The organism is Bradyrhizobium sp. 61 (assembly GCF_023073075.1).
GTDB lineage: Bacteria > Pseudomonadota > Alphaproteobacteria > Rhizobiales > Xanthobacteraceae > Bradyrhizobium > Bradyrhizobium barranii.
Genome location: NZ_JADPIU010000099.1, coordinates 1 through 23,083, shown reverse-complemented (window position 1 = coordinate 23,083; position 23,083 = coordinate 1). Strand labels below are relative to the sequence as shown.

At 65.0% G+C, this 23,083-nt stretch carries 23 protein-coding genes and 1 tRNA gene; 7 read left to right on the top strand and 17 right to left on the bottom strand.

What is annotated here, in order from left to right; all coding sequences use genetic code 11:
* Positions 1-111 precede the first annotated feature (111 nt).
* From IVB46_RS39305 to IVB46_RS39290, 4 genes are all read right to left on the bottom strand, one after another.
* Positions 112-1,047 (bottom strand): transporter substrate-binding domain-containing protein, encoded by a 936-nt coding sequence (locus IVB46_RS39305; protein WP_247312666.1) that lies wholly within the window; start codon positions 1,045-1,047, stop codon positions 112-114.
* Positions 1,048-1,263: 216 nt separating this feature from the next.
* On the bottom strand, positions 1,264-1,854 hold the full coding sequence (locus tag IVB46_RS39300) for an SCO family protein (RefSeq protein ID WP_247312669.1): 591 nt from the start codon (positions 1,852-1,854) through the stop codon (positions 1,264-1,266).
* A 24-nt stretch (positions 1,855-1,878) separates the two neighbouring features.
* Entirely contained in the window at positions 1,879-2,073 is a 195-nt protein-coding gene (locus IVB46_RS39295) for a hypothetical protein (protein ID WP_063985923.1), read from the bottom strand.
* A gap of 121 nt (positions 2,074-2,194) precedes the next feature.
* Positions 2,195-2,716: a hypothetical protein gene (locus IVB46_RS39290; RefSeq protein ID WP_063979857.1), complete on the bottom strand. Its 522-nt coding sequence runs from the start codon at positions 2,714-2,716 to the stop codon at positions 2,195-2,197.
* A 249-nt stretch (positions 2,717-2,965) separates the two neighbouring features.
* Here IVB46_RS39290 and IVB46_RS39285 point away from each other — a divergent pair, with 249 nt between their 5' ends.
* The 4 genes from IVB46_RS39285 (at position 2,966) to IVB46_RS39270 (ending at position 6,551) form a co-directional block, all read left to right on the top strand.
* Positions 2,966-4,624: an FAD-binding dehydrogenase gene (locus IVB46_RS39285; RefSeq protein ID WP_247312675.1), complete on the top strand. Its 1,659-nt coding sequence runs from the start codon at positions 2,966-2,968 to the stop codon at positions 4,622-4,624.
* A gap of 3 nt (positions 4,625-4,627) precedes the next feature.
* Positions 4,628-5,545 (top strand): PHB depolymerase family esterase, encoded by a 918-nt coding sequence (locus IVB46_RS39280; RefSeq protein ID WP_094183948.1) that lies wholly within the window; start codon positions 4,628-4,630, stop codon positions 5,543-5,545.
* 135 nt (positions 5,546-5,680) lie between these two features.
* Positions 5,681-6,031 (top strand): RidA family protein, encoded by a 351-nt coding sequence (locus tag IVB46_RS39275; protein ID WP_014491332.1) that lies wholly within the window; start codon positions 5,681-5,683, stop codon positions 6,029-6,031.
* Positions 6,032-6,185: 154 nt separating this feature from the next.
* Complete coding sequence (locus tag IVB46_RS39270; RefSeq protein ID WP_166348207.1) at positions 6,186-6,551, top strand: nuclear transport factor 2 family protein; 366 nt, start codon at positions 6,186-6,188, stop codon at positions 6,549-6,551.
* Positions 6,552-6,734: 183 nt separating this feature from the next.
* On the opposite strand, the gene IVB46_RS39265 is transcribed toward IVB46_RS39270, so the two are convergent.
* The 13 genes from IVB46_RS39265 to IVB46_RS39205 all read right to left on the bottom strand — a co-directional run bounded on the left by IVB46_RS39265 (position 6,735) and on the right by IVB46_RS39205 (position 20,774).
* On the bottom strand, positions 6,735-7,586 hold the full coding sequence (locus tag IVB46_RS39265) for an amidohydrolase family protein (protein WP_247312678.1): 852 nt from the start codon (positions 7,584-7,586) through the stop codon (positions 6,735-6,737).
* A gap of 3 nt (positions 7,587-7,589) precedes the next feature.
* Entirely contained in the window at positions 7,590-8,567 is a 978-nt protein-coding gene (locus IVB46_RS39260) for an aldo/keto reductase (protein ID WP_247312681.1), read from the bottom strand.
* 106 nt (positions 8,568-8,673) lie between these two features.
* Complete coding sequence (locus IVB46_RS39255; RefSeq protein ID WP_063985925.1) at positions 8,674-9,606, bottom strand: sugar-binding protein; 933 nt, start codon at positions 9,604-9,606, stop codon at positions 8,674-8,676.
* 94 nt (positions 9,607-9,700) lie between these two features.
* Positions 9,701-10,783, bottom strand: coding sequence for an ABC transporter permease (locus IVB46_RS39250; RefSeq protein WP_247312684.1), 1,083 nt, complete (start codon positions 10,781-10,783; stop codon positions 9,701-9,703).
* Complete coding sequence (locus IVB46_RS39245) at positions 10,783-11,541, bottom strand: ATP-binding cassette domain-containing protein (protein WP_247312687.1); 759 nt, start codon at positions 11,539-11,541, stop codon at positions 10,783-10,785. Before IVB46_RS39245 ends, IVB46_RS39250 begins: the two co-directional genes overlap by 1 nt.
* Positions 11,542-11,553: 12 nt before the next feature.
* On the bottom strand, positions 11,554-12,876 hold the full coding sequence (gene xylA, locus IVB46_RS39240; protein WP_247312691.1) for a xylose isomerase: 1,323 nt from the start codon (positions 12,874-12,876) through the stop codon (positions 11,554-11,556).
* Positions 12,873-14,330: a xylulokinase gene (xylB, locus tag IVB46_RS39235; protein WP_247312694.1), complete on the bottom strand. Its 1,458-nt coding sequence runs from the start codon at positions 14,328-14,330 to the stop codon at positions 12,873-12,875. The genes xylA and xylB overlap by 4 nt, the downstream gene beginning before the upstream one ends.
* Positions 14,331-14,412: 82 nt before the next feature.
* Complete coding sequence (locus tag IVB46_RS39230; protein ID WP_247312697.1) at positions 14,413-15,456, bottom strand: LacI family DNA-binding transcriptional regulator; 1,044 nt, start codon at positions 15,454-15,456, stop codon at positions 14,413-14,415.
* Positions 15,457-15,544: 88 nt separating this feature from the next.
* Positions 15,545-16,009 carry a GNAT family N-acetyltransferase gene (locus IVB46_RS39225; RefSeq protein WP_247345298.1) on the bottom strand — a complete coding sequence of 155 codons (465 nt, stop codon included), beginning with the start codon at positions 16,007-16,009 and terminating at the stop codon, positions 15,545-15,547.
* A gap of 2 nt (positions 16,010-16,011) precedes the next feature.
* On the bottom strand, positions 16,012-16,524 hold the full coding sequence (locus tag IVB46_RS39220) for a GNAT family N-acetyltransferase (protein WP_247312701.1): 513 nt from the start codon (positions 16,522-16,524) through the stop codon (positions 16,012-16,014).
* Complete coding sequence (locus tag IVB46_RS39215; protein WP_071917075.1) at positions 16,524-17,105, bottom strand: XRE family transcriptional regulator; 582 nt, start codon at positions 17,103-17,105, stop codon at positions 16,524-16,526. Before IVB46_RS39215 ends, IVB46_RS39220 begins: the two co-directional genes overlap by 1 nt.
* Positions 17,106-17,309: 204 nt before the next feature.
* Positions 17,310-20,189, bottom strand: coding sequence for a DPP IV N-terminal domain-containing protein (locus IVB46_RS39210; protein ID WP_247312705.1), 2,880 nt, complete (start codon positions 20,187-20,189; stop codon positions 17,310-17,312).
* Positions 20,190-20,700: 511 nt separating this feature from the next.
* Positions 20,701-20,774, bottom strand: a tRNA-Gly gene (locus IVB46_RS39205).
* Between the two features lie 173 nt (positions 20,775-20,947).
* Here IVB46_RS39205 and IVB46_RS39200 point away from each other — a divergent pair.
* The 3 genes from IVB46_RS39200 (at position 20,948) to IVB46_RS39190 (ending at position 22,874) form a co-directional block, all read left to right on the top strand.
* The gene (locus IVB46_RS39200; protein ID WP_247312708.1) at positions 20,948-21,523 is read left to right on the top strand and encodes a methylated-DNA--[protein]-cysteine S-methyltransferase; all 576 of its coding nucleotides are present in this window, start codon (positions 20,948-20,950) and stop codon (positions 21,521-21,523) included.
* 96 nt (positions 21,524-21,619) lie between these two features.
* The gene (locus tag IVB46_RS39195; RefSeq protein ID WP_231143698.1) at positions 21,620-22,459 is read left to right on the top strand and encodes an AraC family transcriptional regulator; all 840 of its coding nucleotides are present in this window, start codon (positions 21,620-21,622) and stop codon (positions 22,457-22,459) included.
* 55 nt (positions 22,460-22,514) lie between these two features.
* Entirely contained in the window at positions 22,515-22,874 is a 360-nt protein-coding gene (locus IVB46_RS39190) for a VOC family protein (protein ID WP_247312711.1), read from the top strand.
* Positions 22,875-23,083: the final 209 nt, after the last annotated feature.

The following is a 23,083-nucleotide window of genomic DNA, read 5'->3' as shown; positions in this document are numbered from 1 at the left end:
AAAGTAGCAGCGCCTTTATCGTGGAATCGTAGGGTGGGCAAAGCGAAGCGTGCCCACCACTGCCAAAGACGGTGGGCACGGCGCTAGCGCGCCTTTGCCCACCCTACGGCACTAAAACGGGCTCACCGAAAAATACCGCAGCCACAGATCGGTGTAGCGGCCTTTCTCCCAGACGCGGAACAGGGCCCAGTTCAGGGCCTGGCGCAGCACGTCGTTGCCCTTGCGGACGGCGATGCCGATGCCCTCGCCGAAGAAACGGCTCTCGACAAAGGGGCCGCCGGAGAAGGCGCAGCAATCGCCGGAATCCGTGCCGTTGATCCAGAACGCCAGCGAGATGGCGTCGCCGAAGATGAAATCGACCTCGCCCTTGCGCAACGCCGCGCGCATCGCATCGTCGTTGGGATAGGGGTGCAGCTCGGCGTCGGTGAACATCGCCTTGAGGTACGCTTCGTGCGCGGAGCCGGCGATGACGCCGACTTTCTTGCCTTCGAGATATTCGGGCCGGATCTCCGGCATCACTGCGTCCTTGCGCGAGGCGAAGCGCGCCGGCACGCGGTAATAGGGATCGGTGAAATCAACGCGGACGCGGAGCTGCGGACTCACCGCCATCGAGGCGATGATGGCATCGCCCCGGTTGGAGGAGAGCGCGTCGACCAGGGTCTCGAAGCGGCGCATCTGCACCGTGCAGGTGACCTTGATCTCCTCGCACAGCGCGCGGGCGAGATCGACGTTGAAGCCGGCCGGATTGCCGTCAGCGCCGGTGTAGTTGAACGGCGGATAGTCGGTCTCGGTCAGGAAGCGGATCACGGTCAGGCGCGACAGGTCGGGCCGCTCCGGCCGCCGCCGCGGGTCCCAGAAGCCGGGCACGGCCTGCGGGGCCGCCTGAGGCGCGACCTGTGGCGTGGCCTGGGATGCCGCCGGAGGCTGCTTGGCCGGGGCCTGGGCCTTTGCGGAGGGCAGGCCTGCGAGCAGACATGCGCAGGCGACCAGCCCGGTCAGGACGCGGCGCACGGTTTTGGACGATTTTGCCTGTCGTGACGGGGCCATCGGCGGGAAATGAACGAATTTCGTTGGGATCGGAAGGCGTTATAGACCATCCCGCCGGGAACGCGAGCGCCGATTGCGGGATGGGTAAAGGTCTCTCAGCCGTCATGCCCGGGCCCGTCCCGGGCATCCACGGACTTTCTCGCCCGCCCAAGAACGTGGATGGCCGGGACAAGCCCGGCCATGACGATGTGGAGAGGACTGCGCCCGAAAGGGCCCTCAGAGATACCGCTTCAAATCGGCCGCGGCCTCTTCCGGCGTCCGCTTCATGTTGAACGGCGATACGAACCGCCCGTCGCGGTCCATCAGGTAGATCAGCGCGGTGTGGTCCATGGTGTAGTCGCCGTCCTTGGTCGGGACCTTCTTGGCATAGACCCGGTAGGAGGTGATCACCTTGGCGGTCTCGGCGGGGTCGCCGCTGAGCCCTTCGAGGTGCGGGTCGAAGCTCGACAGATAGTCCTTTATCGTCGCCGGCGTATCGCGCTCGGGATCGACCGAGATGAAGACGGCATTGACCTTGTCGGCATCCTTGCCCATCGCGCGCAGCACCTCCGAAATCTCGAACAACGAGGTCGGGCAGACGTCGGGGCAATGGGTGTAGCCGAAGAAGATCAGGGTCGGCTTGCCCTTCAGGTTCTTGTCGGTGACGGCCTTGCCGTGCTGGTCGGTGAGCTGGAACGGGCCGCCGATCGCGGCCGGCTGCGCCACTTTGCTGACCCCGCCCATCGCCCAGAACACGATCAATAGTCCGACGACGAGGCTTGCAGCGAAGGCGGTCGCGATCACCAGCGGACGGGCGGTGGAGCTCATGAGCGGAAAACTTCCTGTCGCAGGTCAGAAGCAGGCGGCAAAGCCGGTCCTGATCATTTCGAAGAACACCTGGCTGCCGTAGTGGAACCAGAGCGCCAGCGCGCCGAGCATGACCAGACCGCCGATCCCCGCGCCAGCCAACAGCAGCACGAACGGCAGCCGGCCGGCAGTGGGCGAATTGTCCTGTAGCGGTTGGGCCGGGTGCAGTGGTTGAGCCATGACAACGATCGGGGCGAAGGCCCCGGTTCCCTTGCCATTCAAATAGGCGTTGGCCCGGGCCCGGGCAAGCGCCGCGGGTGCTCCAAGGAATACTTCCCGGAATCAGATCGCGCCGATGACGTCAGCGAAGCAGCTGGCCCCGAGCGGACTCCAGCTCTTCCGCTTGCGGGAGAGCCCGGCGCAGGGGGCGGTTGGTGGAGGCCTGCGCGTCGAGGTAGCAGGGCTTGTACATGGCCTGGAGCTGCTTGCCCCTCAGGAAGAGCATGTGCGGGGTGAGGCCGCCGCGCTGGTTGATCCAGCGCTTCACCTGCGAGGGATACATCGCATAGAGCATCTGGGTCGCTTCGGAGTTGGTCACCGCACGGCCGTTGGCGCCAAAATCCCAGGCGGCGTGGAAGCCGAGGGTCGCGTGCGAGGTCACACAGATGCGGTCGCGCGGAATGGCGCCGAGGACGATGGTGCAGGCCGAGGCACAGAGGCCGTCGATGATGACGGTGTCGCCTGACTGGCGCAGATCCTGGTACCTGTCGACGTAGGTTCCGATCCGGCCACCGCGGTCATCCGCAATCCGAACCACTGCGTGAGAAGCCCCCATGCTCGCGATGAGGAGAACCGCCGCGAGCAACCCCGTCAGAAACTTCATTGTCCCCCGCCCCAGTCGAATTCGAATCTGCGTGTCAGGTGGTGATGCGTTGCTAGCGTCCGTCGTAACCGTGGTTTTGTCTAGGCGCGCCGGCTGGCTCAAAACAAATTCAAATCCAGTGTTGCGCCCGCGCTGCACCAGGCCCGACTCGGTCCCAAACCGGAACAAGTTAACGATGTCTTACGCGCCAAGCCCTTGATCTCAGTTGCAACGGCTGGCTTCAATCCGGACAACTACAGGGGGGAACCTATGGCGGAAGAGACAGACGTCATCGTCGTCGGCGCGGGACTATCGGGACTGGTGGCCGCAACCGAGATCGCCGACGCCGGCAAGCGGGTGATCGTGGTCGACCAGGAAGGCGAGCAGTCGCTCGGCGGCCAGGCGTTCTGGTCGTTCGGCGGCCTGTTCCTGGTCAACTCTCCCGAGCAGCGCCGACTCGGCATCAAGGACTCCTTCGATCTCGCAATGCAGGACTGGCTCGGCACCGCCGGCTTCGACCGCGACGAGGATTTCTGGCCGCGCCAATGGGCCGAGGCCTATGTGGCGTTTGCGGCGGGCGAGAAACGCGACTGGCTGCGCGCGATGGGGCATCGCATCTTCCCGGTGGTCGGCTGGGCCGAGCGCGGCGGCTATGACGCGATGGGCCACGGCAATTCGGTGCCGCGCTTCCACGTCACCTGGGGAACCGGCCCTGGCATCGTCGAGCCGTTCGAGCGCCGCGCGCGCGAGGCCATGAAGAGCGGCCGGCTGACCTTCAGGTTCCGCCATCGCGTCGATGCGCTCTCCATCACCAATGGCACGGTGGACGGCATCAGCGGCGCCGTGCTCGCGCCTGACAATGTCGAGCGTGGCAAGAGCTCGTCGCGCAACGTGGTCGGCGAGTTTGCGCTGAAGGCGCAGGCCGTGATCGTGGCGTCCGGCGGCATCGGCGGCAATCACGAGCTGGTGCGGCAGAACTGGCCGAAGCGGCTTGGCGAGCCGCCGAAGTTCATGATCTCCGGCGTGCCCGAGCATGTCGACGGCCGCATGATCGGCATCACCGAGAAATCGGGCGCGCGGCTGATCAACCGCGACCGCATGTGGCATTATGTCGAAGGCATCCAGAACTGGAATCCGATCTGGCCGCGCCACGGCATCCGCATCCTGCCCGGCCCGTCCTCGATGTGGTTCGACGCAACAGGCACGCGGCTGCCGGCGCCGTTGTTTCCCGGCTCCGACACGCTCGGCCAGCTCCAGTACATCATGTCCACCGGCTATGATTATTCCTGGTTCATCCTGACCCAGAGCATCATCAAGAAGGAATTTGCGCTGTCGGGCTCAGAGCAGAATCCCGATCTGACAGGCAGGAGCTGGCGGATGACCCTGCGCCGCGCCACCAACAAGGGCGCGCCGGCGCCGGTGGAGGCATTCAAAAGCCATGGTGTCGACTTCATCGTACGCGACAAGATCGAGGATCTCGTCGCGGCCATGAACAAGCTCGCCGGCAGCGACCTCCTCAAGCTCGAGCACGTCAGGATGCAGATCGAGGCGCGCGACCGCGAGATCGCCAATCCCTACGTCAAGGATGCGCAGGTGATGAACATCCACAATGCGCGGCGCTATATCGGCGACAAGCTGATCCGCACGGCCTCTCCGCACCGCATCCTCGATCCCGCGCAGGGACCGCTGATCGCGGTCAAGCTCAACATCCTCACCCGCAAGACGTTGGGCGGTTTCGAGACCGATCTCGACTCGCGCGTGTTCGGCAGCGAGGGCAGCGTCATTCCCGGCCTCTATGCGGTCGGCGAAGCCGCAGGCTTCGGCGGCGGCGGCGTGCACGGCTATCGCTCGCTGGAAGGCACCTTCCTCGGCGGCTGCCTGTTCTCGGGCCGCAATGCCGGCCGCGCCGCGGCGAAGGCCGTGGGCTAGATCATGCGGAGGTGGATGCAGATCGGGGCGCTTCTTGCGGCATTGGCCGCAGCCTCGGCCGCATCCGCCGATACGATCGACGTCAACGGCGTGAAGCGATCCTACACCGCACAACTGCCGGCGAAGCGGCTGGTGCCGCTCGTGGTCGTGCTGCACGGCAAGACCCAGCGCGGCGCCGACATGGTCGCGCGAACGGCGTGGCCACAGGTCGCAAAGCGTGAAGGTTTTGCCGTGGTCTTTCCTGATGGCCTCAACCATGCCTGGGCCGATGCGCGGACCAAGGCGGGACCGGCGCTCCGTGGCCCGCCCGAGGGCACCGACGACGTCGCCTTCATCGCAAAGCTGGTCGAGACGCTGGTGACGAACGGCACGGCGGACCCGAAGCGTGTCTATGTCGCCGGCATCTCCAATGGCGGCGCCATGGCGATGACGCTGGTTTGCGCGCGCGCCGATCTGTTTGCCGCGGGCGCGAGCGTGATCATGAATCTCACGGATGAGGCCGCAGTCACCTGCCATCCATCGCGGCCGTTGCCGATGCTGCTCATCAACGGCACGGCCGATCCGCTGGTCCCCTACGAGGGCGGACGCGGATCGAGCTATTATGCCGCAGACGGGTTCTGGTCCACCGAAGAGACGCTGGCCTTCTGGCGCAAGCTCAATGGCTGCGAGACCGACGACGCCGAGGTGACCGATTTGCCCGAGAAGGCGCCCGCGGACCAGTCCACGGTCACACGGATCTCCTCACGCTGTCCCAAAGGGCACGACGTCGTGCTCTATCGCATCAACCATGGCGGCCACCGCATGCCCGGCTTCGCTCCGGATGCCCGCTTCCCGAAGGTTGCAACCAGCCTGCTCGGGCCGCAGAACCGCGACATCGACGGCGCCGAGACGATCTGGTCGTTTTTCAGTCAGTTTCCGTGAACGACGCGTGCATCAGCGGGCAACGCAAGCGTGCCTGGCAACGCATGCGTGCCCGGCAACGCATGCGTGCCCGGGGTGGCAGAGCGGGGGGCGCTGGGTTAGACAGGGCCGCCATTCCCACCAGGAGATCCCCCAATGAGCATTCAGCGTTTCGAAACCGGCCCGCGCATGAGCCAGGTCGTCGTGCACGGCAACACCGTCTATCTCGCCGGCGTCGTCGCCAACAAGGCCGCCGGTGAAAGCGTCACGAAGCAGACCCAGGACATCCTGGCGACCATCGACAGCCATCTCGCCAAGGCCGGCACCGACAAGTCGAAGCTGCTCTCGGCCACGATCTACATCACCGACATGAAGACCTTTGCCGAGATGAACGCGGTGTGGGACGCCTGGGTCTCGCCCGGCAACACCCCGGCTCGCGCCACCGTCGAAGCCAAGCTCGCGGCGGCTCAGTACACCGTCGAGATCATGGTCACCGCGGCGAAGTAAATTCGCACTGAGATTGTTGCGAACGTCCGAAGCGCGATGAGAGCATCATCGCGCTTCTTTTCTGCGTACGCATGACCTCCGAGGTAATCGATCTGCGCGTGCGAACCTTCGATAGTCGAGACAGCCGAACACGGCGCCATCGAAGGAGAGCACCATGACCGACCCCGTCACCATCGCCCGCCGCTACATCGAACTCTGGAACGAGCGCGCCGCAGGCCGCCGTCGCGAACTGCTCAGCGAGAACTGGACGGCTGATGCGAGCTATGTCGATCCCCTGATGAAGGGCGACGGGCAGGACGGCATCGACGCGCTGATCGCGGGCGTGCAGCAGCGCTTTCCCGACTTCAAGTTCACGCTGATCGGCGAGCCCAACGGCTACGGCGAGCATGTCCGCTTTTCGTGGGGCCTTGGTCCCGACGGTGTCGACAGCCCGATCAAGGGCACCGACTTCGCCGTGCTGAAGGACGGCCGCATCAGGAGCATCACGGGATTTCTGGACCAGGTGCCCGCGGGCGCGTGACGTCTCTTGCCCTCCCCTGGAGGGGGAGGATCGGCTCACATTGAGCGCAGCGAAATGTGAGACGGGGTGGGGTGACAGTCTCTCCACCGATGCGATGCCCGAGCGGAGAGATCACCCCACCCCGCTCGCGCTACGCGCGATCGACCCTCCCCCTCCAGGGGAGGGTAAGCAAGAGCCCGGCCCTTAGCTTGCAGTTGCCAGCCGATAGGCTCGCTTCGCATTCACACCAAATGCCTTCTCTCGAACATTCGGCCCCAGCTTCGCCAGGCACGCTTCCAGCGCTCCCTTGATCTCGCCATAACTCCCGGCAAGCAGACACACCGGCCAGTCCGAGCCGAAGATCAGGCGATCCTCGCCAAAACATGTTGCGGCATGTTCGACGAACGGAAACAGCCGCTCGGCATCCCAGTCACTCCACACCGCTTCCGTCGCGAGGCCCGAAATCTTGCACCAGATATTGCCGCAGGCCGCGAGAGCCGCGAGGCGATCAGCCCATTCGGCGCTTCCGCCATCGGCGATCGGCGGTTTTGCGGCGTGGTCGAGCACGAAACGCGCTTGCGGAAAGGCCTGTGCAGTTGCGATCGCGGCGGGCAGTTCGCGGGTGCGGACGAGGAAATCGTAGGCGAGATCGCGGGCGAACGTTGCAGTGAGGCCGCGTTGAACGTCCTCGCGCAACAACCAGTCCGAATCGGCCTCGTCATGCACCTGGTGACGAATGCCGACCAGCTTGTCGCCGCCGGGCGAAGCGCGCAAGCGGTCGAGCGTGTCGCCAAGCCCACCGTCCGTCAGGTCGGCCCAGCCGACGACGCCAATCACCGAGGGCGTCGCATGCGCGATCCGCAAGAATTCCTCGGTCTCCTCCAGCGCGGAGCGGCACTGCACCAATATGCTCGCGTCGATGTCGTTTGCTTTCAACAGCGGCGCGAGATCGGCGGGGCCGAAGGCGCGGCGGATCGAGGCCAATTCCGGCGCGTCCATCCAGGGATAGTCGGCGCGCGAAGGATCCCAGAAATGCTGATGGCCGTCGACGATCATGCCTCACGCTCCGCCCGGCAGCGGCGCGCGTGCGTCGACGAGCTTGCGCGCACGCAGCTCCTGCCAGAAGGCCTGTGGCACCGCCCTCTCCGACATCGCGATGTTGTCGGAAACTTCCGCGGCGTTGCGCGCGCCCAGCACGGCAATTGTGACCGCCGGATGGGCCATGCAGAACTGGAGCGCGGCGGCCTTCAGCTCGGTCCCGTGCTTGCGGCAGAGCTCGTCGAGCTCGAGCGCACGCGCGATCAGCGCCGCGTCGGCGTCCTGATAGTTGAACTTCGCGCCGGGATGCGGATTGGCCAGAATTCCGCTGTTGTAGATGCCGCCGAGCAGGATGCCGATGTTCTTCTCGCGGCAGACCGGAAATAGCGCATCCAGCGCGCCCTGGTCGAGCAGCGTGTAGCGGCCGGCGAGCAGGAAGCAGTCGACCGGAACGGCCTGGGCAAAACGGACCAACATTTCCGACTGGTTCATGCCGGCACCGATCGCCTTGACCGTGCCGTCGGCGCGCAGGCGCTGGAGCGCGCGGAAGGCGCCGGCCACGGCGTCGTCATAGTGATCGTCGGGATCATGCACGAGCAGGACATCGATGCGGTCGAGCCCAAGGCGCGTCAGGCTCTCCTCCACCGAACGCATCACGCCGTCATAGGAAAAGTCGAACACCGGTCGCTCGCGCGACGTCCCCTTGTAGTGCGCGTCCTCGGCGGCCGCGCCATCAGGCGCGCGCAGCAGACGACCGACCTTGGTCGAGATGACGTAGGAGTCGCGCGGCTGCTGCCGCAGGAAAGCGCCGATCCGCCGTTCGGCGAGGCCAAAGCCGTAGAGCGGCGCGGTATCGTAGAAGCGGATGCCGGCCGACCAGGCGCGCTCGATCGTGGCGAGCGCATCGGTATCGCTGACGGCGGTGAACAATCCGCCGAGCGGGGCCGAACCGAGACCGATTGAGGTGACGTCGAGGGAGCCGAGCCGCGACCGTTTCATTCCCATTGCCTTCCAAAAGTCTTCCTTCCAACCGTCCAATCATCTCTCCCGCTTGCGGAAACCGCAAGCGGGAGAGGTTCGCAGGAGCACGGGGCTGGCGACGCTCCTACTTCAACATCTGCGCAACGTTGTCCTTGGTCACGAGATCGAGGCCGGTATAGACGATCTCGGGCACCTTCTCGCCCTTCTTGATGGCGAGCAGCGTATCCATCGCCTTCTCGCCCATCTCGAACGGACGCTGGCCGACCAGCGCATTGGCATAGCCGTCGCGCAGCAGTTCGAGCTGCATCTTCAGCGTATCGGCGACAACCAGCGTGAACTTGCCGGAGTCGATATCCTTCTTGTTCCTGGAGGCGAAGGCCTTGAAGCCTTCGGGGGCGAACATCGGCCAGCCGCCGATGGGAACGATCGAGGCGAGGTCGGGCGTTGCGGTGCGCATATCCGTCATCTGCTGGACCGCCAGCGCCGGATCGTCGTTACAGAAGGTCGGCGAGCCCGCGACCTCGGTCCATTTCGAGCCCTTCAGCGCCTCGCGGACGCCGTCGACGCGCTCGGCGAGATTCTTGGCGCCCGGACCGCCCGAGACCATCGCGTATTTGCCGCCATCGGGCCGCAGCTTCAAGAGCTCCTTGCCGAGCGCGACGCCGAACTCCTTGTTGTTGGTGCCGATATAGGCGATCCGCTTGGAGCCAGGCGCATCGGCATCGAAGGTGATGACGGGGATGCCGGCCGCGGTCGCCGCCTCGATCGACTTAGTCATGGCCGCAACGTCGGCGACCGAGATGGCGAGGCCGTCGACCTTCTGGGTGACGAAGTCCTGGATGATCTGCGCCTGCGTCGCCGGCTCATGCTCCACCGGCCCCTTGTAGATGCACTCGATGTTACCGAGCTCCTTGGCACGCTTCAGGCAGCCGTCGCGCGCGAAGTCGAAGAACGGATTGTTCATCGCCTTGGGCACGATCACGAAACGGTAGTTCGCGGCAAACGCCGGCGTCGCCATCATCGCGACGGCGATGCCGGCAAGAAGAAGTTTCCTCATTGTTTCCTCCACCCTTCTCTGGCGCCCATCCTCTCAAGATCGTCCGGGGAGCGGACAGGCGACATTTTCGTTGCCCTCCCGGAACGACGTCATTTCAGATCATCCGCGAGCGGATGCGGTCGACCAACACGGCCAGGATGATGATCACGCCGACCAGCGTCTGCTGCCAGTAGGAGCTGACCTGTGCCAGCACGAGGCCGTTGCGGATCACTTCCAGCAGCACGCAGCCGACGATGGCCCCTAACGGACCGCCGATGCCGCCGGCGAGGTTGGCACCGCCGATGACGGCCGCCGCGATCACGTTGAGCTCGTAGGACGTCGCCATGTTGGCGGGCGCCGATCCGAGCCAGCCGGAGATGATGATGCCCTGGAGCCCTGCAGCAAGCGCGCAGATCACATAGACCTCGATCTTCACCCGCACGACCGGTATGCCCGTGAGTTCGGCGGCCTTCTCGTTGCCTCCGAGCGCGAACACGTGGCGGCCGAACGAGCTGTGGTGCAGGACCACGGCCATCGCCAGCGCGAGGACCACGAGATAGATGAAGGGCACCGGCACGCCGAGCACATCGCCCGAGGTGAGCGCGTAGAAGTAATCAGCGTCCGGCCCGCCCGGAAAACTGCCGCGGCCGTTGGAGACGACGTAGCCAAGCCCACGCACGATCGAGAGCATGCCGAGCGTGGTGACGAAGGGCGACAGGCCGAGCACGGCGATACAGAAGCCGTTGACGAGGCCCGCGATCAGCGCGACGCCGAGCCCCGCGAGGATCGAGATCAGCAGGATCAGACCCGGCACGTTGGCCAGCACGGTCTTGCCGTCAGCGGCCATATGCACGAACAGCGAGCCTGCGGGCGAGCCGGGCGCCGACAGCTCGGTCATGACCATCGAGGTGATCATGGCGGAGAAGCACATCATCGAGCCGACCGACAGATCGATGCCGCCGGTGATGATCACGAAGGTAACGCCGAGGGTGGCGATGGCGATGAAGGAGAAATTCTTCGCCACGTTCTGCATGTTGCCTTCGGTGAAGAAATAGGGGCTGGCGAAATGCATCACCACCAGCAGCATCGCCAGCGCGAGCAGGACATAGCCAGTCTGGGAGGCGAAGATGCCGCGCTGCCACCATTTGATCCGGCCGACATTGGTGAAGCTGATCGGAGATTCCAAGGGCATGGCCATCACGCCGCCTCCTTCGCGCCGGTGATCAGGGCGGTGACTTCCTCGGGCGACGTCTGGTGGATCGGCTTGTCCGCCCGCTTCTCGCCGCGGCGCATGACGATCACGCGGTCGCACACCGCGAACACGTCGGGCATGCGGTGCGAGATCAGCATGACGGCGACGCCCTGCTCCTTCAGCCGGTGGATCAGGCCGAGCACCTGCTCGACCTGGCGTACCGAGATCGCGGCGGTCGGCTCGTCCATCATGACCAGCCGCGCGTTGGAGAGGCGCGTCCGCGCGATCGCAACCGCCTGGCGCTGGCCGCCAGACATCTGCTTGACGAGATCGTCGGGGCGCGTCTCCGAGCGCAATTCGCCGAACAGCTCCAGCGCACGCGCCGCCATCGCCTTGTGGTCGAGCAATGCGAGCGGGCCGAACCTGCGCTTCAGCTCGCGGCCGAGGAAGACGTTGGCAGCAGCCGTCAGATTGTCGGCGAGCGCGAGGTCCTGGTAGACGACCTCGATGCCGACGCCGCGGGCATCGACGGGCCGGTTGAAATGGACCGCGTTGCCGGCAAAGCGGATCTCGCCATGGCTGGGACGGAAATTGCCGGCGATGATCTTGACCAGCGTGGACTTGCCCGCGCCGTTGTCGCCCATCAGGCCGACGACCTCGCCGGGCTGGACCTGCAGGTCGACGCTATGCAGCGCGCGGATTGCGCCGAACTCCTTGCCGATGCCGGTCAGCTCGAGGACCGGTGTCGCTTCAGCCTTTGTCATCAGCGGCCTTCCTCAAACGTAACGGTTGACCAGGGATTCCAGATATTCCTGCCGCCCCGAGCGCGGCCGCGGGTCGAAGCCGGGGCTGAGCGCACGGTCGGCAAGTTCGGCGAGCGAGCGCTGGCCGCCGAGAATGGCCCGGCCCTCGGGTCCCGCCCATCCCTCGTAGCGCTGCGCGAGCGGTGCGGTGAGGGCGCCGGCATCGAGCATGTCGGCGGCGGCGAGGAACGCGCGCGCGCAGGCATCCATCGAGCCGACATGGGCATGGATCAGATCGTCGGGGTCGATCGACTGCCGCCTGATCTTGGCGTCGAAATTGAGCCCACCCGAGGTGAAGCCGCCGCGATTCAGGATCTCGTGGAACACCAGAGCCAGCTCCGGCACGTTCATCGCGAACTGGTCGGTGTCCCAGCCGAGCAGATCGTCGCCGCGATTGACGTCGAGCGAGCCGAAGATTCCGAGCGCCTCGGCGAGCGCGACCTCGTGATGGAAGGAGTGGCCGGCAAGGATGGCGTGGTTCTGCTCGATGTTGAGCTTGACGTCGTTCAGGAGGTCGTAGCGTTCCAGGAAGCCGTAGCAGGTGGCGACGTCGAAATCATATTGATGCTTGGTCGGCTCCTTCGGCTTCGGCTCGATCAGGATCGGGCCCTTGAAGCCGATCTTGTGCTTGTGCTCGACGACCAGCGAGATGAAGCGGCCGAGCTGGTCGAGCTCGCGCTTGAGATCGGTGTTGAGCAGCGTCTCGTAGCCCTCGCGGCCGCCCCACAGCACATAGTTCTGGCCGCCGAGCCGGTGCGTCACCTCCAGCGCGGCGCGCACCTGGCCGGCGGCATAGGTGAAGATTTCGGGGTCCGGATTGGTCGCGGCACCCGCCATGTAACGGCGATGCGTGAACAAATTGGCCGTGCCCCAGAGCAAGCGGACTTTTGCGGAGGCCATCTTCGCTTCGAACAGATCGGCGACCGCGTTGAGATTGGCGACGGACTCGCTGAGCGAAGTGCCTTCCGGAGCCGCATCGACGTCGTGGAAGGTGAAGAAGGGCACGTCCAGCAGGCGGAACAGCTCGAAGGCGACATCGGCCTTGGCGCGCGCCTGCGCCATCGCATCGGCACCTTGATGCCAGGGGCGCAGAAAGGTTTCGCCGCCGAAGGGATCGCCGCCCGGCCAGCAGAACGAATGCCAGTAGCAGACCGCAAAGCGCAGGTGATCCTCGAGCCTGCGGCCATGCACGAGCCGGTCCTTGTCGTACCAGCGGAAGGCGGGCGTGTTTCCCGCATCCTTGCCGCCGAAGGCGACAGGGGCGCTTGCATCGAAGAATTTGGCTGATGCGTTCACTTAAGGGTCTCCTTCAACGCAGGATAAAGTTCGCGCCACCGCCGATAGGCCTCGTCATAGGCCGCAGTGACGGATGCGCGGGGCGCAAAACTCGCGAGCCGCCGCGGGCGCTTGCACACTTCCGCGGGATCTTCACCGGTGGCGGCGAGCCGGCCGAGCCGTGCGGCGCCGAGCGCCGCCCCGACCTCGCCTTCCTCGACGCGGTGGACGGGAATGCCAAGCACATCGGCGCAGATCTGCGCCCACAGCGGCGAGCGCGAGCCGCCACCGACGAGATCGACCTCCGCGATCGGCCCGCTGGCCGCGCTCAGCGCCGCGAGGTTGTCGCGCGCGGCGAAGGCGACGCCTTCCAGCACGGCCTGCACGATCTGGCTGCGCCCGGTCGCACCGCGCAGGCCGACGAAGGCGCCGCTGGCGGCGGCATCGTTGTGCGGCGTGCGCTCGCCGTCGAGATAGGGAAGGAATTTTATGGAGCTCGGCCCGTCGACACGCTCGCCGAGCGGCGCCAGGAGCGCGGCCGCCGGCGTCTCCATCACGCCCGCGAGCCAGGCCAGCGAAGCTGCGGCCGACAGCATCACGCCCATCTGATGCCAGAGGCCGGGCAGCGCATGGCAGAACGCATGCACGGCCGAAGCCGGTGCCGGTGCAAACCGGTCGGTGACGCGGAACACCACGCCGGATGTGCCGAGCGACAGGAACGCATCGCCCGGCGCGATCGCGCCGAGCCCGATGGCACTCGCGGCATTGTCGCCGGCACCGCCGGCGATCACGACATCATTCGCCATGCCCCAGCGCCGCGCGAATTCCGGCGCGAGCACTGCACTGACCTCGCTGCCCTCGACGAGGCGGGGCATGTGATGGAGATCGAGCCCGACGGCATGCAGCAGCAGCGCCGACCAGCGGCGCAGACCGACATCGAGCCACAGCGTGCCGGCGGCGTCGGACATGTCCTCGACCATCTCGCCGGAGAGGCGATAACGCACATAGGCTTTCGGCAGCAGCACCTTCGCCACGCGCTCGAAGATCTGCGGCTCGTGCCGCGCGACCCAGAGCAGCTTTGGCGCGGTGAAGCCGGGCATTGCCAGATTGCCGGCGATCGTATGCAGCGACGGGCAGCGCCGCTCGAGCGCGACGCATTCGGCGTGCGAACGGCCGTCGTTCCACAGAATAGCGGGGCGCAGCGGCCGTCCATCCTCGTCGAGCAGCGTCGCGCCATGCATCTGGCCGGACAGCCCGATGCCGCGCACCTGCGCGACCTGGCGCGGATGGCGGGCGGCGAGATCGTCGACGGCGCCAACCGCCGCATCGACCCAGGCGTCGGGATCCTGCTCGGACCACAGCGGCGCGGGATGCGACAGCGCAAGCTCGCGCGCAGCCGTCGCGACAATCGCGCCGGTTTCGCTCACGAGCACCGCTTTCACACCGGATGTGCCGATGTCGATACCGAGATACACGCCGTCCTCCCTTTCGCCTGATGCGGTGCGCGATCTTGAAGTCGCCCTTTCCGCAACGGACCGTTTCGAAATCCACCCGCCCCTAGGGCAAATTGTCCCGCATCACGATGTCGATCCTGATCTTCTCCTGTTCGCGCAAGATCGGCTCGCCGCGCGCAAGCGCGAGCAGCACGCGCACGGCGGCGCGCGCTTCATGCCCGGGGTTCTGCGAGATCGCGGCATCCATCACGCCCTGCAACAGAAGCCGGCGCGTCAGTACGGTGACGTCGTGTCCGACGAATACCACCTGCTTGCCGCGGCCGGCATCGCTCAACGCTGTGGCGACGCCTTGCGTGCCTGCGCCGACGTTATAAAGGCCGACAATGTCAGCATGCCTGCCGAGCAGCTGCGCCAGAACCTGTTCCGAACGGCCGTCTTCGTCGCGCCCTTCCAGCACCGGCAGCACGCTGAGATCGGGGAATTCCGACGCCATCACCTGGCTGAAGCCGAAGATGCGTTCGGAATGGTCGCGCAGGCCCTGCGAGCCTGCGACGATCGCGACCTTGCCGGACCGTTGGCCGACCAGCCGACCGACCAGCGCGCCGGCGGTGCGCCCCGCCGCAATGTTGTCGATGCCGACATAATGGTGGCGACGCGAGGACGGCACGTCCGAGACCAGCGTCACGACCCTGGTCCCGGCGTCGACGAGATCGTTGATCGCGGCGCGGACCCCGGGATGGTCCAGCGCCACCACGGCGACGCCGTCGTAATCGCCGGACAGCGCCTCCAGCGAGGCCGCGAGCACGGACGGGTCGAACACATCCGTGGCGACCACCTCGACGCCGAGGCGGCGGGCCGAGAGCCAGGCCGACATCTCACCGAGATAGGCCTCGATCTGCTGCATGAAGGGGTTCGGCCCCGCCGGCATCACGAAGGCAAAGCGGCGGGCACGGCTGCGGGCGAGTTCGGCGGCGGCGACGTGCGGCTGGAAGGCGTTGCGCTCGATCGCCGCCTTAACGCGCCGGACCGTATCGGGCCGCACGCCCGGCCGGTTGTGCAGGACGCGGTCGACCGTCGCGAGACTGACGCCCGCCTCGCGGGCGATGTCCTTCAGCGTCAGCGCGGTCGCGGTGAGAGTATCGGCCATGGCTGAAGGTTATCGAGGTGTTTTGAGGTACGCAACTCATTTTGAGGCGCAGGGCGATGTTTTCGGGCCCGGGTTACACCGCGCGGCCTCAGCCGCCGGTCAGGTCGAGCGTCAGGAAGAGGCTGTTGGGATCCTCGACATAGCCCTCGAACGGGCCGCAGAGCACAAAACCGTGCGCCTGGTAGAGCGCATGCGCGGGCTTGAAATAATCCCAGGAGCCGGTCTCGAGGCTGAGCCGCTTCAAGCCACGCGCGCGGGCCTCAGCGATGATGTGGCGGAGCATCCGGCCGCCGAAGCCGCGCCTCCGCGTGGTTTGCACCGTGTGCATGGACTTCACCTCGCCATGGTCGGCCGAGACCATCTTCAGCGCGCCGGTGGCGACCAGCGTCTCGCCGTCCCAGCCGGTCCAGAACGCGACGTCGCTCGCGCGGAGCCCCGCGAGATCGAGCGCATGGGCGCTGCCCGGCGCGGTCTGCGCCCGCGCAGCCGTGACGTGATGGTCGAGCAGCGCAACGACGCGCGGATCAAAGGTGTCGCCGGTGCGGACCTGCATCGTCACGGCCTCACCTCACTTGAAAGCCGCTTCTGCATGAGGACCATATCGAGCCAGCGGCCAAACTTGCAGCCGACCTCAGGCATGCGGCCAACCTCGGCAAAGCCGAACGACGCGTGCAGCCCGGTCGAGGCGGAATTCGAGGCCTCGATCGCGGCGACCATCGTGTGCTTGTTGAGCGCGGTAGCGCGCTCGATCAGCGCGGCCATCAGGCTGCGGCCGACGCCGAGCCGATGATGTTGCTCGCCAACATAGACCGAATTCTCGACCGTGTGGCGATAGCCGGGCCAGGGGCGGAAATCGCCGAATGATGCGAAGCCGACGACGTCCCTGCCCTTCATCGCGACCAGCACGGGATAACCGGCCGCTTGCCGAGCGCGCATCCATTCGCGCCGCGAATCCAGATCGGCCGGTCCGTCGGTCCACACCGCCGTGGTGTTGATCGCGGCGTAATTGTAGATGGCCAGAATATCTTCGGAATCCTCCAGCGTGGCGTCCCGCACGATCAGCGACATCACATTTTCCCATACGATGTGCCGCGCCGCGTGATGATGACGTAGCGCGCATCCTGTTTGGTTTCGTTCTCGAAGGTCACCGCCCGCATCACGTCGAAATCGAGACAATCGCCATCGCGCAAGCGCACGGTCTTGGCGTCGATATGTACGCAGACCGCCCCCTCCAGCATCAGCAGCTGCTGGGTGAACGCGTTGCGGCCCCAGGGGCTGTAGGAGACACGCGCGCCGGCCGGCAGATCGACGACGATGATCTCGATGCCGCTCGCCGCATCTGGCGGCGAGGCGTGCCGCCGACGGTAACCGCTGTCGGGATCGCGCCAAAGCGGCTGGTCGGCAAGCCGCATCAGCCGCTCCGGCGGCTTTTCCGCGAGCGCGACGACGTCGCTGAGGGTGACATCGAGCGCCGCGCAGAGCTTGTTGAGCAGCGCAGCGGTGGCGCTGCTCTGCGCCCGCTCCACCCGCCCGATCATGGCCCGGCTGACACCGGAGCGCGTCGCGAGTTCGTTCAACGTGATGCCCGCCTGCGTCCTCAACGTCTTCAAGCGACGACCGATCGCACGGTCGAGTTTCTGCTGGTCCATCTCTTTGCAGGTCCTGGTCTTCATCCGAACATTGCCCGACACGAGGACCGCACCCATCAGGGCGAGCGAAGCTTAAGCCGGGCGGGGCGCGCGTGCCGGGAGCAAGGAGCTAATATATTAGAATCTTTGCGCGGCAAATTCTCAGGCGCCTTGCCATAGGCGCCTGGAAATGGCGGGTTCGACCGGGCTTTCCGTGGAAATTCGCTAGACAAGAAAATCCGGCGCCGCGCCATGGGCTTGCGGGATCAAGGATCCAGGCGCGAGGTGAAGCGTCATCGCATGATGATCCGCATCGGTCAGTGTCAAAATACCGGTCTGAGCGTCAAATGCCGCGTTCACCTTGGTGTCGAAGCCATCCAGCACCAGCGTTGTGCCTGGCGTATAGTTTGAGATGACGCCGGATGTTTGTTTGGCATCGGGTCCGAAGACAAATGAGTCCGTGCCCGTCAGAACGACATTGCTGCTTAGATTGCCAGTGACCACCAATGTCCCGTTGTTGACGTTGACAGCGCCAGTCCCGCTTAAATTATCGACCTTGAGCACGCCACTATTCAGGACAGCGCCGTTGTTGACGAGGTTGCCCGAAACATCCACCTCACTGCCGGCGTGGACATTGACGATGCCGCCATTGGTCAAGCCATTCCCGAAATCGATCGTGCCGCCCTGATCTGCGGTGATCGTTCCAAAGGTGTTGAAAACGGCGTCGTCGAAATCGAGCGAGGCATGCACGGCTTCGATCAGGCCGCTGCTGGTGACGGAATTGCCGGTATTCACCGCAAGCGGCTGGGACCCGTTCGCCTCGAGCGTGCCGGAGACGCCGATATCCAAGGTGAGGCTGTGATCTCCGTTTCCGATCGTGCCGGCGCCGTCGATCGTGCCGCCGTCAAGGTCGAGCGTGTGATGTGCACCGCTGTTCAGGATCGAGGAGCCCGGATCGAGCTTGATCTCGCCATTGCCAATGACCGTGGCGTCGCCGGTCAGGATGGCTTTCGCGAAATTGAAGAACTCGATCTTGCCGCCATTGTTCAGCGTGCCGCTGACATTCAGAACGCTTCCGGCACTGTCGTCAAACACGGCGCCAGCCTTGAGTGTCACGTTGTTGAAGCTGTTGGCGCTGCCTGCAACGGATTCGATAAGCCCGCCTGACGTCGCATCCAACGACGTCCCGTCCAGATGCACGTTGTCGAAGGTGATGGTGCCGCCATTGGCGACGATCGCACCGAGGGAACCGCCGGCGATCGTATCGTTCACGAACGCGAGCATCGCCTTGGCTTCGCTCAGTGAACCGAGATTGTTGATCGTGCTGTTGCTGATGACACCGGCGCTGCCGGTCTCGTGCAAATTGCCGGTCACGCTGATATTGATCGTGGCCCGGTCAATCGACGTGAAGCCGGTCGAGCCGGTGACCGTCAGAACGCCACCGCCGCCGCTGGTGTCATTCACGTCAGTGACCGTGATCGCGACGTTCTTTGTCGCGATCTCTGTCCCGTCGCTGACCGCGACGGTGACGTCATAGACGTTGTCGTGGTTCGCGTCTTTCGGCGCCTCGAAGTCGGGCGCGGACTTGAACGTCACATCGCCCGTCGCCGACACGTCGAACAGAGCCGCGTCAGTGCCGGACAGCGAATAGGTCAGCGCGGGACTGTCCACATCGGTCGCCGCGACGTGGTAGGCGACGCCAGAGCCATTCTCCGCGAAGCTTGCCGTCGTGCCCGAGCTGATCACGGGCGCATCATCGATTCCCGTCAGCGTCACGGTGATGCCCTGTGTCCCGTAGAAGCCGTCGAGGACCAAGATGAAGATGTCGGTATGGGTCTGTCCGGCCGCGAGCGGAGCGATGTTGGCATGAGAGACATCATAGCTCCACGTCACCTTGCCATCGGCAACGTCGATGGTGGCCGTGAGTGTGCCGAGATTGCCGTCTTGCGGTGCCACCGCGACCGTGTGGGCACCGGCAAAGAAACCCGCCTGCGATGTCGAAACATGGGCAGCGCCATTGTCCGTCAGCTTCGCTGCGGTGAAGGAAGGCGTAGTAAGATCTCTTACAAAGATGTCGTAGGTATGGTTGGTATCGCCCGGCACCAGAATGCTGGATAAAGACTCGAATGCCACCTTGGTGCCATCAGGCGAGAACACGGGTTCCTGGGCTTCGCCATTGTTCTGCGGGACTCCGTCGGCATCCGTCGATACCAGCGTGACCGCGCCTGTGGTCAGATCCTTAATGACGATGTTGCCGATTAGGTTGTTAGAACTACCCGGCACAAGATTGTCGGCAAAGGTATAGAACGCCACCTTGGTGCCATCTGGCGAGAACACCGGGTCGAAGCTGCCGCGATCCCCACGAGCGCCGCTGGCGCTCTCCGACACCAGTGTGGTGGCCCCGGTGGAAAGGTCCTTGATGTAGATCTCGGTGGTGTCGCCGCGCACTGTGGCCGACCCGAACACGATTTTGGTGCCATCGGGCGAGAACGAGGGGGGGAAGGTAAAGCCATTCTCAAGCCCGCCGCCGCCGGGTCCTCCGTTGTATGGACTGGGCGCTATGAGCGTTATCGCGCCAGTGGTCAGGTCCTTCACGAAGATGTCGCGCACGTGGTCGGTATCATCAGGCACGAGATTGTCGGCATCGGAATAGAACGCAACCTTGGTGCCATCAGGCGAGAATATCGGGTTGGTGGTCGATAAGCCGTCCGCCTGCTCCCCACTGGCACTCGTCGATACGCGCGTGAGGGCACCGGTGGCCAGGTCCTTCACGAAGATGTCGACGCCCGTTGCGAACGCCAGCTTGGTGCCATCGGGCGAAAAAATCGGCTGGTAGCCACCCAGCTGAACCCCGCTGGCATCGGTCGACACGAGCGTGATCGCCCCGGTCGAAAGGTCCTTCACGAAGACGTCGGGTGCACCGTTGGTATCGCCGGGCACCAGATTGTCGGCATAGGATGCGAACGCCACTTTCGTGCCGTCGGGCGAGAACGCTGCCTGGACACTCGCGCCATCCGCCTGCGCCCCGGTTGCGCTGGTCGACACGCGCGTGAACGCATCGTCGCTGCCACCGCCAGCGGTGAAAACAGGTGCTGAATTTGTCATCAATGCCTCCGTTTGCCCGGCAACAGGCCGGACCCGAATGTTTTGCACGACAATCAGAAACAGAAACGCGGCACCAATGAGTCCCTGCTGTCCAAGGCAAGTTTAGTGCCCCTAGATGACGAACGCTTGATGCAGCCGCGAAGGATCAGATGAAGGATCAGATTGAGCGTCGTTGGCTGCGCCGCTGCACGACAGGCAATCAAAACTGCGCCAGCAGTCTTTCACGATACGCAGCCGCGCCGAACTGCGAGAGCGCATAGCATCCCTCAGGGTGATCTCGTGTCGTCGGGATGAATAAGCCGCTCCATTCTGAAATGCAGCGCGAGCGGTGATCCGTTACATCACCAAGAATTGCCATCGCCAAAAATTGGCCACTTTAACCGACGCTGGGGAGACCGACGCCATTTGGCGGATCTTTGGCCCCTTCATGCTTCCGGATACGCCAAGATGAACGTGGCCATGGGTCGGAGAAACATCCAACACGCCAAATCAGCGGCCATCAATTTTTGAATGGAGCGGGCGAAGGGAATCGAACCCTCGTATGCAGCTTGGGAAGCTGCCGTTCTACCATTGAACTACGCCCGCTTATGCGCATGCAGCGCCCGCTCTGATTAGCCGAGACGGCGCCTCCCGCCAAGCGGTTTGGCGCACCCGGCCGGACGCTTCTTAACGTTTCAGTAAGATTCCAGGTGCGCCGGATTGTGGCGGTGTTATGATCGCGCGTCTGGGGAGAGACGTGCACTGAGTGGGGCGTGTGCATGGTTGGGCGTGGCTACACGATATTCAACACGGCCATAGGGCGCTGCGGCATTGTCTGGAGCAGCACCGGCGTGGTCGCCGTGCAATTGCCGGAGGCGCGGGAGATCGACACCCGCCGCCGGATTTTCGCGGTCCATCCCGAGGCGCGCGAGCAGCAGCCTCCGCTGAATGCCGAGCTTGCGATCGAGGGCATCGCAGGCTTGCTGCAGGGCGGCGACCCTGATTTTTCCGAGGTCAGCCTGGACGCCGGCGGCGTCCCCGGCTTCCATCGGCGCGTTTATGAAGCCGCCTGCGCCATTCCGCGCGGGGAGACCCGCACCTATCACGAGATCGCCAAGGCGCTGGGCGCCTCCGGCGCCGCGCATTCGGTGGCGCAGGCGATCGCCAAAAATCCCTACATGCTGATCGTGCCCTGTCACCGGGTGCTGGAGGCCGGCAATTACGCCGACCGACTCTCGCCTTACGGCGGGGTGATCTCCAAGCGGCGGCTGCTGGCGCTCGAGGGCGCCCATCCGGTCGCGAGCAAGACGCTGTTCGAGGTGCTGCTGCCCGTTGCGCCACCGAGGCCCAGCTAAGGCGCGATCGGAATCGCACCTTAGCTTTGTTTTTTTGGGCATGATCTTGTCGGACAACCGCTACACACTTGTCCGGACCATGCCTAGATAGGTGGCATGGATGCGACCACGCTGCTGACCACGCAATCGATGACGGTCTCGGAGTTTCGCTGCGATGCGGGACCGGACGACAAGCCGTTCGCGGAGTGCCGCACCGGGCATTCCATTGCCTATGTCCGCTCCGGCAGCTTCGGCTGCCAGTGCCGCGCCGGCTTCTTCGAGCTGGTGGCGGGCTCGATGCTGGTCGGCGCTCCACGCGAGGAATACACCTGCACGCATGAGCACGTCAGCGGCGACGTCTGCCTGGGCTTCTTCTTCAGCGAGGACCTGGTCGATGCCCTCGGGGGACGGCGCGAGATCTGGCAGGTCGGCGCGACACCGCCGCTGCCCGAGCTGATGGTGCTGGGCGAGCTCGCCCAGACGGCGGCAGATGGCAACAGCGACCTCGGTCTCGACGAGGTCGGTCAAATTCTGGCCGGCCGCTTCATCGATGTCGTCTCGGGCAAGGCGCGCAAGCCGGCCACGCCCACCGCACGCGACCGCCGCCGCGCAGTCGAAGCCGCGCTGTGGATCGACGCCAACTCGCATGCCGAGGTCGACCTCGAACAGGCGGCGCGGCAGGCGGGCCTCAGCCCGTTCCATTTCCTGCGGCTGTTCTCGGCCGTGCTCGGCGTCACCCCGCATCAATATCTGGTGCGCTCGCGGCTACGCCACGCGGCGCGACTGCTGACAGATGATGACATCGCGGTCACCGACATCGCCTATGACGTCGGCTTCGGCGATCTCTCCAATTTCGTCCGCACCTTCCATCGCGCCGCCGGCGTGTCGCCGACGAAGTTCCGGCAGGCGTCGAAGGGCGAGCGCAAGATTCTCCAAGAGCGCGCGACCCTCAACTGAATAGGGTCGTCTCCGGCACGCGCCAGTTGCGGCGCGCTTTGCAATGGAGACGATCATGTACGACCACATCGGACTGCGTGTTGCCGACCTCGACGCCGCCACGCGCTTCTACACCGCGGTGCTGGCGCCGCTCGGCTACGCCCTGTGCTCCAGCGGCGACGGCTATGCGGGCTTCGGGCCGAAGGGCGAGCCGGCGCTCTGGCTGCACCTGAACAAGGGACGCAAGGCCGACGGCGCGCATATCGCGTTTCGCGCCGGGGATCATGACGCGGTCAAGGCATTCCACAGCGAAGGCTTGAAGAGCGGCGGCCGCGACAATGGCGGCGCCGGCCCGCGCAAGGACTACAGCCCGACCTACTACGCGGCGTTCCTCATTGATCCCGATGGCAACAATGTCGAGGCGGTTTGTACGTAGAGGCCGCCGCGCACGAGCACTCGTAGGGTGGGCAAAGCGACTTGTCCGCCGTAGCTCGAAGAGCGAAGGCGGAAGCGTGCCCACCATCCCGTGCAACAATGCGATGAATGGTGGGCACGGCGCGCGAAGAGCGCGCCTTTGCCCACCCTACAAACTTCTCAATCAAGGACACCTTCATGGCCTCCATCCACAACGACATCCCCCTCCCC

Excerpts from the sequence above, each read along its gene's own strand:
- IVB46_RS39200 (WP_247312708.1), top strand. The coding sequence starts at position 20,948 with ATGGTTGGGCGTGGCTACACGATATTCAACACGGCCATAGGGCGCTGC.
- IVB46_RS39275 (WP_014491332.1), top strand. The coding sequence starts at position 5,681 with ATGAGCATTCAGCGTTTCGAAACCGGCCCGCGCATGAGCCAGGTCGTC.
- IVB46_RS39270 (WP_166348207.1), top strand. The coding sequence starts at position 6,186 with ATGACCGACCCCGTCACCATCGCCCGCCGCTACATCGAACTCTGGAAC.
- IVB46_RS39290 (WP_063979857.1), bottom strand. The coding sequence starts at position 2,716 with ATGAAGTTTCTGACGGGGTTGCTCGCGGCGGTTCTCCTCATCGCGAGC.
- IVB46_RS39210 (WP_247312705.1), bottom strand. The coding sequence starts at position 20,189 with ATGACAAATTCAGCACCTGTTTTCACCGCTGGCGGTGGCAGCGACGAT.
- IVB46_RS39230 (WP_247312697.1), bottom strand. The coding sequence starts at position 15,456 with ATGGCCGATACTCTCACCGCGACCGCGCTGACGCTGAAGGACATCGCC.
- IVB46_RS39300 (WP_247312669.1), bottom strand. The coding sequence starts at position 1,854 with ATGAGCTCCACCGCCCGTCCGCTGGTGATCGCGACCGCCTTCGCTGCA.
- IVB46_RS39195 (WP_231143698.1), top strand. The coding sequence starts at position 21,620 with ATGGATGCGACCACGCTGCTGACCACGCAATCGATGACGGTCTCGGAG.
- IVB46_RS39285 (WP_247312675.1), top strand. The coding sequence starts at position 2,966 with ATGGCGGAAGAGACAGACGTCATCGTCGTCGGCGCGGGACTATCGGGA.
- IVB46_RS39265 (WP_247312678.1), bottom strand. The coding sequence starts at position 7,586 with ATGATCGTCGACGGCCATCAGCATTTCTGGGATCCTTCGCGCGCCGAC.
- IVB46_RS39220 (WP_247312701.1), bottom strand. The coding sequence starts at position 16,524 with ATGTCGCTGATCGTGCGGGACGCCACGCTGGAGGATTCCGAAGATATT.
- IVB46_RS39305 (WP_247312666.1), bottom strand. The coding sequence starts at position 1,047 with ATGGCCCCGTCACGACAGGCAAAATCGTCCAAAACCGTGCGCCGCGTC.
- IVB46_RS39215 (WP_071917075.1), bottom strand. The coding sequence starts at position 17,105 with ATGGACCAGCAGAAACTCGACCGTGCGATCGGTCGTCGCTTGAAGACG.
- IVB46_RS39255 (WP_063985925.1), bottom strand. The coding sequence starts at position 9,606 with ATGAGGAAACTTCTTCTTGCCGGCATCGCCGTCGCGATGATGGCGACG.
- IVB46_RS39260 (WP_247312681.1), bottom strand. The coding sequence starts at position 8,567 with ATGAAACGGTCGCGGCTCGGCTCCCTCGACGTCACCTCAATCGGTCTC.
- IVB46_RS39280 (WP_094183948.1), top strand. The coding sequence starts at position 4,628 with ATGCGGAGGTGGATGCAGATCGGGGCGCTTCTTGCGGCATTGGCCGCA.
- IVB46_RS39225 (WP_247345298.1), bottom strand. The coding sequence starts at position 16,009 with ATGCAGGTCCGCACCGGCGACACCTTTGATCCGCGCGTCGTTGCGCTG.
- IVB46_RS39190 (WP_247312711.1), top strand. The coding sequence starts at position 22,515 with ATGTACGACCACATCGGACTGCGTGTTGCCGACCTCGACGCCGCCACG.
- IVB46_RS39245 (WP_247312687.1), bottom strand. The coding sequence starts at position 11,541 with ATGACAAAGGCTGAAGCGACACCGGTCCTCGAGCTGACCGGCATCGGC.
- IVB46_RS39250 (WP_247312684.1), bottom strand. The coding sequence starts at position 10,783 with ATGGCCATGCCCTTGGAATCTCCGATCAGCTTCACCAATGTCGGCCGG.
- IVB46_RS39295 (WP_063985923.1), bottom strand. The coding sequence starts at position 2,073 with ATGGCTCAACCACTGCACCCGGCCCAACCGCTACAGGACAATTCGCCC.